Genomic DNA, 12151 nt, shown 5'->3' with positions numbered 1-12151 from the left:
GGGAGCATCCATTGTGAGTGGAGCGATGTCTTGGCCTTTTCTGCGCTTGTACATATTGGTTCTTTTATATTTCAGTGCCAATGCCATTCTTAACGTGATCATCCCATTGCAAGGGGAGTCCTTGGGCGCGAGCGGTACAACAATCGGACTGATCATGGGCGCTTATATGTTCACAACGATGTTCTTCAGACCCTGGGCAGGTCGGATTATTCAAAAGCACGGACCAATCAAAATATTGCGTCTGATTCTGATTATCAATGGATTTGCGCTGATTTTATATACCTTTACGGGACTCGGCGGTTACTTGGTTGCTCGTATTTTGCAGGGGGTATCGACAGCATTCTTTTCTATGGCTTTGCAGATTGGCATTATTGATGCCCTTCCGGAGAAAGATCGCTCTCAGGGGATTTCGTATTATTCGCTGTTCAGTTATATACCGGGGATCGTGGGGCCTGTTATCGCGTTAGGAATCTGGCAGACGGGTGGCATGGATTATTTTACAGTGGTTCTGATCGGCATTGCCGTCTGTACGGGCGTCTTCGGATATACTGCCAAAATGGAACCAAACAAGGAGCAGCATGCTGTGGATCCATCGGAGCAGAACGTGAGCATGTGGGAATCCTTTGGTCAGCTGGTGAAGAACCCACATTTATTTCGTTGCAGTGTGTTGATGCTCGCCGCTTCGGTTGTATTTGGCGCGATTACCACCTTTATTCCGTTGTATGCGAGTCAAGTACCAAACGGGAATGCCGGCGTATATCTGATGCTTCAGGCAGGAACGGTGGTGCTGGCTCGAATTATGCTTCGAAAAAGGATTCCGTCCGATGGCAGTTGGCATTCTCCTTTCATCATGGGTACGATGTGTCTGCTCGCCGTAGCTGCGCAATGTGTCAGTTTTGCCGTGACAGGCGGGATAGTCTTTTTCTATGTGGGCGCTGTATTCATGGGAATCGGTCAGGCGATCCTGTATCCGACACTCACGACCTATTTATCTTTTGTCTTGCCTAAGCTGAACCGGAACGTCCTGATCGGGTTATTTATCGCGATGGCGGATCTGGGTATTTCTCTGGGTGGTGTGATTATGGGACCGGTCGCTGACTTCTCTTCCTATTCATTTATGTACATGATCTGTGCTATCCTAGGAGCGGTAATGATCGTTTTTGCCTATGAACGGCGTAGACCCGTGTCAGGTACATCTGTGAGTTGACTGCCAGGAGAGAAAGTGGTGACGAACGTTTGAAGGCTTCAATGACGGCAACATCTAATGGAAAATTAAATCCGGTATCCTTTTCGTTTATCCGGTTTTATATGTTGGCCTTTTTATTTTTTGCAGCGAATTCAGCTTTGACGATTATTCTGCCTCTGAGAAGCGAAGCCGCTGGATTGAACCAGGCTGAGATTGGTCTGATGATGGGGGCATATATGTTCACCTGTATGCTCTTGAGACCTTTTGCAGCACAGCTGCTGGGTAAGCATGGGCCACTTCGAGTGATGCAATGGTTATTGCTTTTGCATGCGGGCACGCTACTGCTGTTTGTTGTTTTTGGTGTGGAGACGTATCTGTGGTTGCGAGCCCTGCAAGGGGTAGCTACAGCCTTTTTCTCCATGACGATGCAGGCAGGCATTGTGGAAAAGCTGGAGGACAAGGACCGGGCACAAGGACTGTCCATGTACACCCTTTTTACGATGGTTCCTTCTCTGGTCATTCCGATCCTTGCCATACAAATCTGGGAAAATGCCAGTGATCTGGCATTTACGCTGCTGATGATCGGACTGGCGGCGCTGCCACTTCTGATTGGATATAATGTGGATCTGCCACGGAGTACCGTGCAGAACAAATCGTACACCTTGGGCGACATGTTTCGTTCATTCGGCGGCATCTGGCGCAGTACGCCACTGCTGATTAGCAGTGTGGTGATGTTGTTTGCGTCCTGCGTTTTTGGGGCAACAGCGACCTTTCTTCCCCTGTATATGGTATCCACCGGAATGGCGAGTGCAGGCGTATTTCTGACGATTCAGGGATTAGTTGTAATCCTGTGCAGGTTTATTTTGCGCAAAAAAATTCCGTCCGATGGTAGCTGGAATACCTGGCTGATGGCAGGGTTAATGCTATGTGCTGCACTGGGAACCCAGTTGCTCAGTCTAATGGAGACCATCGGGCCGCTAGTGTATTTATCCGCGGTGTTTAGCGGTTTTGCCCTGGCACTGTTGTACCCGACATTAACCACATATCTGTCCTTTGTGCTGCCTGCGGATTCCAGATATGTACTCATGGGGATTTTCATGTCCTCGTATGACCTCGGATTCTCTCTGGGCGGACTGGCGATGGGGCTTATTGTACAGGTGAGTTCGTATTCGACCATGTTTATGATCTGCACGTTGCTCTCAATTGCAGCGATGATTCTGGTGGTCATTTTCAGGCAACGGATGGAAGCGAGTAATAAGGCCAGCTCTACGGTGGCAAGATGAAAGGTATTGTAGTAGATTGATCCTGTGCAGTGATAGACAGTCGGATATTACTGCCAGGTATTAGTTATTGTGGTGCGATTGGAGCACCGACGTGGGAATGTAAAGTAAAAGGCTTATGGACTGAATTTTCCGGGACGTATCGTCAGGATACGAAGCTGAAAGAGACGGATCATGAGTCTTTTTTATATCTAGAATTTATAGGTTTTCAGCGGAGATGAACAATTCGATTATCGTAAGAAAAACTTCAACTAAACGCGGTCTATCTTCTGTGACAATACGTCCATAGATGTTTTTCTTATCCATTTTTCTGGACGATTTCGTAAAAATAGTTTGACAACGACAGTCTAACAGGATTATAGTCATTGTTGTTAATCGTAATAATTACTATTAAAGTCTGAATCATACAGACTGCAAATATAAGGAGTAGATTTCTATGACACAAAAGCAAGTTCCGGTAACTGTACTGAGTGGTTACCTCGGTTCAGGGAAAACGACGGTTTTGAATCATGTGTTGAACAACAGACAAGGGCTTAAGGTTGCCGTAATCGTCAACGACATGAGTGAGGTCAATATTGATGCAGCGCTGGTCAAGGGGGAGGCAACCTTGTCTCGAACGGAAGAGAAGCTGGTGGAGTTGTCGAACGGCTGTATCTGCTGCACCTTGCGGGATGATCTGATGCAAGAGATTGAGAAGCTGGTGAACGAAGGCAAGTATGACTATATTTTGATCGAATCCACTGGCATCAGTGAACCTGTTCCAGTTGCACAGACCTTTACATACGCCGATGAAGAGTCGGGTATTGACCTGACTAGTCTGGCCCGATTGGATTGTCTGGTAACGGTAGTGGATGCCAATCGATTCTGGCATGATTTTGGATCAGGACAGAGTCTTCTGGATCGTAATCAGGCGACCGGAGATGAGGACACCCGTGACGTTGTAGACTTGTTGATTGATCAGATCGAAACCTGTGATGTGCTGCTGCTGAACAAATGTGATCTGATCGATGACACCGAGCTGAACAAGCTCGAAGGGATCATCCGCAAGTTACAGCCTAACGCCAAGATCATTCGGACCGAGAACGGACAGGTGAATCCGTCCGAGATTCTGAATACAGGCCGCTTTGATTTTGAGAAAGTGAGCATGTCCGCTGGGTGGATTCAGGAGCTGGAGAAGGAGTCGCATACACCGGAAACCGAGGAATATGGCATTGGTTCCTTTGTCTATCGCCGTAGAAAGCCATTCCATCCTTCCCGTCTGGCTGAATTCATGAGTTACTGGCCGGAAGAAGTGGTACGTGCCAAAGGTTTGGTATGGCTCGCGGCCGAGGGGGATGTTGCGGCAAGCCTCAGTCAGGCAGGGCCATCCATTCAGTTCGGTCCTGCGGGACATTGGGTAGCGGCGTTGCCGGAAGCGGACAAAGAAGAGATTTTGCGTAACGAGCCGGATGTTCTGGAGAAATGGGATGCCCAGTGGGGAGATCGTCAGACGGAACTTGTCATGATTGGAATCGAAATGGAACGTGCCAGCATTGAAGACGAGCTGGACCAGTGCCTGCTCAGTGATGAAGAAATGCTAGGCGACTGGGGTCATTTTGACAATCCACTACCATGGCCTGTGGAAGCCGTATAACTCGGAAGATGATGTTCTAAACATAAATTTAATGGATAAAGGAGCTGTAATTCGTGGCTAAAAAATCAAAAGTGGTACGTGAGAAGCAACGTCAGGCGATCGTGGCAAAATATGCGGACTTGCGCAGGGAATTGAAGGAAAAAGGGGATTACGAAGCATTGCAGAAATTGCCACGTAATGCATCTCCGACCAGACTGAGGAACCGTTGTGAAGTAACAGGTCGCCCGCGGGGTTATCTACGCAAGTTCAAGGTATCTCGAATTAAGTTCAGAGAACTGGCTCATCAAGGTCAGATTCCTGGGGTAACGAAATCCAGTTGGTAAAATGATCAAGGGTGGTATTTTGCTGAAAGGATGTGCATCTTCATGCTGGACTCGTTTACGTTACGAAGAATTCAGTCGGTGATGAATGGCTATATTCACGAGAAGGTACCCGCGCCACTGCGTACGATGGTGAAGTTGACATATGAGATGAATGACAATGAATTGATCCTGACCGAAGAAAGACCCGCCGAGGAACGGTATCAATGGGATAAGATGCATATTGCCCGATTTTACTGGGAAGAAAATCAGTGGAAAGTGTATGCCAGAGATGAACAGAGCAGCTGGAACCCGGTAGATGTTATTACACCTTGTTCCGATTTTGAGAATGTGCTTGAGCAGGTGGAACGGGATGAGGCCGGGCTGTTCTGGCGTACGTGAGCAGATCGGTTAAGAGTATACTTCATTCGTTAAAGTAAATGTCAATTCAGACCATTAGGGCGTATATGCAACCGAGTTCGAAGCTAGCGACATTCAGTGGCTAGCATCGGGCTTTTTTTGTGTCCAAGAAGAACTGAAGCACAGAAAGCGATCTTTTAGTTAGTCTTTTATAACGGGTAAAAGAATAAATGAAAACTGTTTTACAATAAATATTTATTGTAAAACGATAAATATTATGATAAATTCATATCACTTAAAACAAGTGAGGTGCTTTTTGTGAAGCGAGGTACAACCATCTTTTTAAAATTGGCTGTGTTTCTTATTGGTGTTCCCATTCTTGCCTTAGGTATATTCGGCATACCCTGGTTAGCGAACAATCCGGTGAGTCCGAATTATGCTGGTGCACTATACCCCATAGTGATCATTATGTATGTATCCGTTATTCCGTTTATCGTTGCACTGTACCAGGCATTCCGTCTGCTGAGCTACATCGACAAAAATGAAGCGTTCTCTCTAATGTCAGTGAAATCCTTAAAAACAATAAAATATTGTGCTATTGTAATCAGTAGTCTCTATTTTGTGATGTTGCCATTTGTTTATGTTGTGGCAGAGAAAGATGATGCTCCAGGCCTCATTCTTATGGGAATGGTTCCTATTTTTGCTTCATTGGTCATTGCAGTGTTTTCCGCGGTGCTCCAAAGATTGTTACAGGAAGCGATTGATATCAAATCAGAAAATGACCTAGTGGTCTGAGGTGAATATATGGCCATTATAATCAATATTGATGTGATGTTGGCAAAGCGGAAAATGACGGTTACCGAGCTTGCAGAGAGAGTTGAGATTACAATCGCCAATATTTCCATATTAAAAACAGGAAAAGCAAAAGCGATCCGTTTATCCACTCTGGATGCCATCTGTAAAGCACTGGATTGTCAGCCTGGAGATATATTGGAATATAAGGCTGACGAGGACGAAGATACAAATGAACAGATATGAAAAATGAGCGAAGAAGACTCTGCATGTTGTATGCAGAGTCTTCTTTTACGTCAGCTTGATCAAGGAATACGTGCCGTGCCTATAACGAATGATTGTGCATCATTCGAAATTGCATAGGTGTTACGTTTTCCTGGATTTTAAAACAGCGGATGAAGTAGCTTGACTGAGAGAACCCCGTTTCCAGCGTAATTTGTTTAATGGAAAGGTTAGTTGTCGCAAGCAGCTGTTTCGCATGTAATAACCTGGATTCCATCAGGAATTCGGGGAAGGAGATGCCAAATGTTTGACTGAACTTGCGGCTAAAGTAGGGTGTACTATATCCGGCTATTCCAGCAGCATGATCAAGCGTGATGTGCTCGTTACTATGGGAACGAATATAATTCCCTGCTTCACGAATTCGCTCTGAAGTGTGATTGAGCGAAACGTTGATCCGGCTCGCAGCGGATTGTAATCTGGTCAGAAGTTCATATAGTGTGGCTGCCACACTGTGCTCGTCCTCCACTTGATAGCTTCTTCCTAGCTCCAATAATCTGTCCATTAGCGCGGTAACCACCGGAAAGTTGGAACATTGAAACAGCCACGGCTCGTCAACGCCTTTTCCGTTTAACAGTTCTTCGAGACGAATGCCGTAAAAGTGAATCCAACGAATGCTCCAAGGATCATCCGAATCTGAATAGTACGTTTGTCTAAGACCGGGACCATAGAGAAATCCCTGTCCACGCGTTAGCTCATAACAAGTGGTTCCAGTGTCTAGAAATCCTTTACCATCAAGTACAAGGTGCAGGTTATAGCAATGATCCAAGTTGATATCTTTCGTTCGATATTCCCGATTCACACGATGCTTCGGAAAATCACTGTACCCTCCAATAAAATCAGGGAAGCATACATGTCTGGGGAAAATCGGCTTGGGAAGAAAGAGGTGTTCTTTCACGTGCATCCTCCATTTGAACGCAATATTTTTATGTAGTGAACCTAAATAGATTCAGCCCACTGTTATTTGAATCTCAGACAATGACAATATTTTATTATAAGTCGCATAATCTTGTCATTTATTATCTGTGAAGGTTCCAATAGAATGGAGGCAATATGGCAGGTTAAGGGGGCAATTGAAGGTGGCAAAATCAATCCAAATGGATGAATTGAAACTGGGGGTCTGTTATTACCCTGAGCATTGGTCGGAACAGTTGTGGGAGGACGATTTCCGTAGAATGCAAGAGATGAATATTACGGTTATCCGGATGGCTGAATTCGCATGGTCTATCTTTGAACCGGAAGAAGGTCAGTTTGATTTTAGTTTTTTCCAGAAGGCACTGGATCTGGCGCATCAATACGGTTTAAGTGTTATTTTGGGAACACCTACTGCAACTCCACCAGCGTGGTTAACATCCAAATATCCAGAAGTATTAAACGCAAATAAAGATGGGGTGTTGTATCAACACGGAATGCGGCGTCATACCAACTACAGCAGCCCAATCTTCAGACAGCAATGTGAAAAAATCGTGCGCAATATGGTGATTGCCTACAAAGACCATCCGGCTCTTATTGGATGGCAGATCGATAACGAATTCAATTGTCATATGGATGTCTTCTATGCTGAGGCCGATCATGTCGCCTTCCGTGAATGGCTCAAGAATCGTTATGAATCGTTGGAGAATCTGAACCAGGCATGGGGGACTGTTTTTTGGAGTCAGACCTATACCGATTGGGAGCAAGTTCACCTTACCCGAAATATGGTCAATCAATCGCCCAATCCTCACTTGGCATTGGATGAAAAGAGATTCATATCAGCAAATACGATTTCATTTGCCAAGCTACAGGTGGACATCATTCGGGAACTAGATCCAGAACATTGGATTACGACTAATGGTACGTTCGGACACTTGGATAATCATGAAATGACAGAAGACCTGTTGGATTTCTTTTCTTATGATTCGTATCCGCAGTTTGCCACGATCTTCCCGGGGACAGACGACAATTCGTTACAAGACCGGGCCTGGAGCATGAAACTGTCGAACGTACGTAACATGTCACCGAACTTCTGTGTCATGGAACAACAGTCTGGGCCAGGAGGTTGGGTTGATAGTATAGGCATGGGTACGCCAAGACCGGGACAGATCCGATTATGGTCGTATCAATCCGTTCTTCACGGAACAGACCTGCTCGTCTACTTCCGCTGGCGGACGGCAACGTTCGGAACCGAGATGTACTGGCATGGCATCAATGATTACCATAATCAACCTAACAGAAGGGTACGCGAGGTTGCACAAGTAGGGGAAGAGTTTGCCAAGATCGGGCGTGTTATTGCGGGTACTACCTATCAAGCTGATGTTGCTATCCTACAGGATTACGATAACATCTGGGATGGAGAGTTGGACGAGTGGCACGGTCCACTTCAGCAACAGAGTGTACGCTCCTGGTATAAACAGCTCCAGTATCGTCATATCCCAACGGACATGGTTACACTTCAACCAACGACAACACTGGAAGAGCTATCTGAATATAAGGTGATCATCTATGCTCACCCGGCCATCATGACAGACGAGACAGCAGAACTTCTGCAAGCCTATGTCAATCAAGGAGGCACTCTGTTTTTTGGTGCGCGTACCGGTTATAAGGATCTCAAGGGACATTGTTACATGAGACCGTTCCCAGGGGCGGTCGCTGAGCTGTGTGGTGTAACCGTGGAGGATTTCACCTTAATCAAAGGAACCGTTCCCGCAGCTGAGCTGCAATGGAATGGAGCGAGTGAGCGACTTCAGGAGGGAACGCCAACGGCTGGATTTAACGAAGTTCTTCATGTGGAGCATCCGGACGTGCAGGTCGTAGCGGAGTATACATCCGAGTATTATGCAGGTAGTCCTGCATTGACCAAACGTGCGGTAGGTCAGGGACAGGTATGGTATTATGGGGCGGCTTACAACGAACCGGTCGTAGATGCTATTCTAGATGAAATAGGGCTATCTTCACCAGTGGGTGACCTGGTAGAGGTAGCGTCTGAAGTTGAACTAGGTATCCGTTCTGGTGAGGATAAAGCTTATGTATTTTTACTCAACTACTCGGATCAACAAGTGTCTATCAAGCTTAAGAAGCAAGCAAAAGAGTTACTATCGGGTACAACAATGCAGAATGAAATCATTATGTCCGCGTATGGTGTATTCATCTTTGAGATCGATTTGCCACATTAAGAAATTCATTCATCCATATCATGCGTTATATATAGAAAGAAACACCAAAAACGCCTTGCAGCGAATGCAAGGCGTTTTATATATGCATGATGTGCAACATCCGTTTAGCATGGACTATCATGAGATGTATTTTGTATGACTATGTTTGATACAAAATTTCACCTGTCCGTGACACATCATAGCCCTCGAATGATTGCAGTTCCTGCCTGAACTCCGGAGATTGGAGAATCCGCAGGACCGATTCAGTCCAGGCTTCATTACCTTGCTTCCTTAGCATGACCAGATCATAACGTTCCTGAACGAGCGGGATAAAATCAACCTGTCCCACAAGTCGCGCAGCCTTCTCAATGCCAACTCCGACGTCGGCTTCGCCTGAACTGACTTTGGCCGCCACCCCCATGTGACTGGTTTCTTCGGTTTCATATCCGATCAGACCTGCGGATGGAATTCCATGCAGTCGAAGTTGCTCATCCAGCAATACTCGTGCGCCAGAACCTATCTCCCGGTTAGCGAGTCGAAGTTCAGACTTGCTCAGATCGTTCCAATTCTGCAAGTTCTGCGGGTTGCCACGCTGAACATACAGTCCGGCAGGACGTGACAGCAGGTTCACCACAACATAGGACCGTCCCGTCAGAATTTTGCGAATATACGGCAAGTTATATTCACCCGTATCTCCGTCGAGCAGATGGGTACTGACCAAGTCGGACTCGCCGCGATACATCGAGATAAGCCCGTCCAGACTGCCCATGAACGAACGTAGCGGACGAATGTCCCGAGTTTGTTTCTCCATGTGGCGAGTCAGAATATCCAGACTGACATCCTGACCTGTGATCACTAGATGCCGTGGCATACCTGTCAGACCAGGACTAGACATCGCTGGCGCAGATCCAGCGGGGGTTGCTGACTGTGGGGAAGTACCCGGGGAATGAACATGACCGAGTTGATTCCCGGATGCTGAGGTCTGATCCGGAGTCGGGATGCGTTGACCTGGAGACTGAAGTTGCTTGGAGCGTCGTTTATATGCCTCCAGATCGGTAGCATCAATCCGCATTTGTTTACCCACACGGTATGCGACGAGGTCTCCCTTTTTGATCAGGTCATAGACCGTCAGTTTCGATATTTTGAGCAGCTTGGATATTTCTTCGGTTGTGTAGGATTGCTCCTCCGTCATAAGTGAAGATCCTCCTTCAAAGGTATAGAGCAACTATGATTTTATTACATCAGCGTAATATCATGTGAGTTATGTGATTCATGTGAACAGATCATTCATCATGATGGAATGTTTCTTGTACTATACCATTAATTGAGGGATGCCATAAACCTGAGAACACTGAAGAAACGTATAGGACAGGTAACAAAAATCAAATGTGATCTAAATCACCTTCCCATTTTATTTGATTTGTGTATAATCAGATATAGTTAATTATATCTAGTTATAACTAAACATAACATTGGGGGATATATGAATGAGAAATAGGATCGGATATGTTTTGGGAAGTATGTCACTGGGACTGGCTCTTGTATTGGCTGGTTGTGGCGCAAGCACGAGCACTACGGATACATCCACGGGTGCAGAACAAACGACATCGACGCCAGCAGCATCAGGCGAAAGTTCATCAGCAGGCGTTACTGATCCTCAGGAAACGGTAGATCTGACGATCTCAGCGGCGGCCAGTCTTACGGATGCCATGAAGGAAATAGAAACGAATTTTGAAACAGCGAATCCCAATATAGAACTGAATTTCAACTTTGGCGCATCGGGTGCCTTGCAACAGCAGATTGAACAGGGTGCACCGGCTGATATCTTTGTATCGGCGGCAACGAAAAATATGAATGCGCTGGTGGACGAAAACCTGATTGCATCGGGCGATCAGAAGAATTTGCTACAGAATTCACTGGTGGCGATTGTGCCAGCAGATGGGACCAATACAGTGGCTAGCGAAACGGATCTCATCAGCGATTCCATCAAGACCGTAGCGATTGGAATACCGGAAAGTGTGCCTGCGGGAACCTATGCCAAGGAAGCTCTGACCAATGCCAAGCTGTGGGATGAACTGGAAAGCAAGCTCGTGCAGGGGAAAGACGTTAGACAGGTTCTTCAATATGTAGAGACAGGCAATGCAGATGCAGGATTCGTATATAAAACGGATGCTCTTACTTCGGATCAGGTGAAAATAGCCTTTGAGGTGGACAAGAACAGCTACACACCTGCCAATTATCCGGTAGGCATTATCGAAGGAACGAAACATCGTACAGAAGCAGAACAATTTTATGCGTACTTGCAAACCCCTGAAGTGCTCGATATCTTCACGAAATACGGATTCTCTATTTCAGAATGAATGTGAACGCAATAGACTGGTCCGTATTCTGGTCGCCGGTGCGTCTGTCGCTTCAGGTTGCGTTGTTATCCAGTGTGGTGGCCACCGTGCTGGGAATCGCCGTAGCCTGGAAAATGTCGCGTACTTCATTTCGGGGAAAAATTCTGCTGGAAACGGCATTCATGCTGCCACTAGTACTTCCCCCGACGGTGGTCGGATTTCTGTTGCTTGTCATACTGGGGCGCAAAAGTCTGTTAGGACAATGGATTGAAGCGATATTCTCTGCACCGGTTATTTTCTCCTGGTGGGCAGCGGTGATTGCTTCGGTGATTGTTGCTTTCCCGTTGGTATATCAGACGATGAAATCGGGATTCAGCGGTGTGGATCGTGATCTGGAAGATGCGGGCCGTTCGATTGGGGCGAATGAGTGGCAGGTCTTTCGTTACATTTCCTTGCCACTCGCAGGCAGAGCATTGATGACCGCCTTCATCCTGGGCTTTGCCCGGGCACTCGGGGAATTCGGAGCGACACTGATGATTGCAGGCAATATTCCGGGCAAAACGCAAACGGTACCCACGGCAATCTATGTCGCTGTGGATTCAGGCAATCAGACCATGGCCTGGGCGTGGACCGTGTCCATTATCATCATCTCGTTTCTCATGTTACTGATGACCAGACAGCAGCGAGATGGCAAAAATGACTGATTTTATATCTGTTCATATTATATATAACATGATTAAAAACCCGTTTTGAGGAAAGAACTTTTTCCTTAACGCGGGTTTTTCTCACAGATTTCATATGTACCAATATCAATGCCCAGCCAAATTGGTCTTAATGGAAATGTAAAGCGGT

12 protein-coding genes are annotated in these 12151 nt (G+C 46.3%); 10 read left to right on the top strand and 2 right to left on the bottom strand.

Translation table 11 applies throughout. The features are described from left to right. The first annotated feature begins 13 nt into the window (after window positions 1-13). The 7 genes from cntE (HF638_RS12850) to HF638_RS12820 all read left to right on the top strand — a co-directional run bounded on the left by cntE (HF638_RS12850) (window position 14) and on the right by HF638_RS12820 (window position 5796). A complete protein-coding gene (gene cntE / locus HF638_RS12850; RefSeq protein WP_169480560.1) occupies window positions 14-1207 on the top strand; it encodes a staphylopine family metallophore export MFS transporter CntE in 1194 nt (397 codons plus the stop codon). A 41-nt stretch (window positions 1208-1248) separates the two neighbouring features. Further along, on the top strand, window positions 1249-2469 hold the full coding sequence (gene cntE, locus HF638_RS12845) for a staphylopine family metallophore export MFS transporter CntE (RefSeq protein ID WP_169480559.1): 1221 nt from the start codon (window positions 1249-1251) through the stop codon (window positions 2467-2469). A 433-nt stretch (window positions 2470-2902) separates the two neighbouring features. Next, window positions 2903-4099 carry a GTP-binding protein gene (locus HF638_RS12840; protein ID WP_101314251.1) on the top strand — a complete coding sequence of 399 codons (1197 nt, stop codon included), beginning with the start codon at window positions 2903-2905 and terminating at the stop codon, window positions 4097-4099. 53 nt (window positions 4100-4152) lie between these two features. Continuing rightward, entirely contained in the window at window positions 4153-4422 is a 270-nt protein-coding gene (rpsN, locus tag HF638_RS12835) for a 30S ribosomal protein S14 (protein WP_169480558.1), read from the top strand. A 42-nt stretch (window positions 4423-4464) separates the two neighbouring features. Next, the gene (locus HF638_RS12830; RefSeq protein WP_169480557.1) at window positions 4465-4800 is read left to right on the top strand and encodes a DUF3024 domain-containing protein; all 336 of its coding nucleotides are present in this window, start codon (window positions 4465-4467) and stop codon (window positions 4798-4800) included. A gap of 276 nt (window positions 4801-5076) precedes the next feature. Beyond that, a complete protein-coding gene (locus tag HF638_RS12825; RefSeq protein WP_169480556.1) occupies window positions 5077-5553 on the top strand; it encodes a DUF2975 domain-containing protein in 477 nt (158 codons plus the stop codon). A gap of 9 nt (window positions 5554-5562) precedes the next feature. After that, the gene (locus HF638_RS12820; protein ID WP_169480555.1) at window positions 5563-5796 is read left to right on the top strand and encodes a helix-turn-helix domain-containing protein; all 234 of its coding nucleotides are present in this window, start codon (window positions 5563-5565) and stop codon (window positions 5794-5796) included. Window positions 5797-5875: 79 nt separating this feature from the next. Here HF638_RS12820 and HF638_RS12815 read toward each other — a convergent pair whose 3' ends face one another. Then, window positions 5876-6733: a helix-turn-helix transcriptional regulator gene (locus HF638_RS12815; RefSeq protein ID WP_211175626.1), complete on the bottom strand. Its 858-nt coding sequence runs from the start codon at window positions 6731-6733 to the stop codon at window positions 5876-5878. 175 nt (window positions 6734-6908) lie between these two features. On the opposite strand from HF638_RS12815, the gene HF638_RS12810 reads away from it, so the two are divergent. Next, window positions 6909-8981 (top strand): beta-galactosidase, encoded by a 2073-nt coding sequence (locus HF638_RS12810; protein WP_169480553.1) that lies wholly within the window; start codon window positions 6909-6911, stop codon window positions 8979-8981. A 139-nt stretch (window positions 8982-9120) separates the two neighbouring features. Here the strand turns inward: HF638_RS12810 and HF638_RS12805 are convergent, their stop codons facing one another. Continuing rightward, on the bottom strand, window positions 9121-10152 hold the full coding sequence (locus HF638_RS12805; protein WP_169480552.1) for a substrate-binding domain-containing protein: 1032 nt from the start codon (window positions 10150-10152) through the stop codon (window positions 9121-9123). Between the two features lie 295 nt (window positions 10153-10447). On the opposite strand from HF638_RS12805, the gene modA reads away from it, so the two are divergent. After that, window positions 10448-11320, top strand: a complete 873-nt coding sequence (gene modA, locus HF638_RS12800) for a molybdate ABC transporter substrate-binding protein (protein WP_169480551.1) — start codon at window positions 10448-10450, stop codon at window positions 11318-11320. After that, window positions 11317-12003 carry a molybdate ABC transporter permease subunit gene (gene modB, locus HF638_RS12795; protein ID WP_211175625.1) on the top strand — a complete coding sequence of 229 codons (687 nt, stop codon included), beginning with the start codon at window positions 11317-11319 and terminating at the stop codon, window positions 12001-12003. Before modA ends, modB begins: the two co-directional genes overlap by 4 nt. Window positions 12004-12151 lie beyond the last annotated feature (148 nt).

It is taken from the genome of Paenibacillus sp. SZ31 (assembly GCF_012912005.1).
Classification (GTDB): Bacteria; Bacillota; Bacilli; order Paenibacillales; family Paenibacillaceae; genus Paenibacillus.
The sequence above is the reverse complement of the archived record's forward strand: the minus strand, read 5'-3'. Positions and strand labels throughout refer to the sequence as shown.

Bases quoted from the DNA above. Each gene is read 5' to 3' on its own strand.
- HF638_RS12815 (WP_211175626.1), bottom strand. From the start codon at position 6,733: ATGCACGTGAAAGAACACCTCTTTCTTCCCAAGCCGATTTTCCCCAGA.
- HF638_RS12840 (WP_101314251.1), top strand. From the start codon at position 2,903: ATGACACAAAAGCAAGTTCCGGTAACTGTACTGAGTGGTTACCTCGGT.
- modB (WP_211175625.1), top strand. From the start codon at position 11,317: ATGAATGTGAACGCAATAGACTGGTCCGTATTCTGGTCGCCGGTGCGT.
- HF638_RS12805 (WP_169480552.1), bottom strand. From the start codon at position 10,152: ATGACGGAGGAGCAATCCTACACAACCGAAGAAATATCCAAGCTGCTC.
- cntE (WP_169480559.1), top strand. From the start codon at position 1,249: ATGACGGCAACATCTAATGGAAAATTAAATCCGGTATCCTTTTCGTTT.
- HF638_RS12830 (WP_169480557.1), top strand. From the start codon at position 4,465: ATGCTGGACTCGTTTACGTTACGAAGAATTCAGTCGGTGATGAATGGC.
- HF638_RS12820 (WP_169480555.1), top strand. From the start codon at position 5,563: ATGGCCATTATAATCAATATTGATGTGATGTTGGCAAAGCGGAAAATG.
- modA (WP_169480551.1), top strand. From the start codon at position 10,448: ATGAGAAATAGGATCGGATATGTTTTGGGAAGTATGTCACTGGGACTG.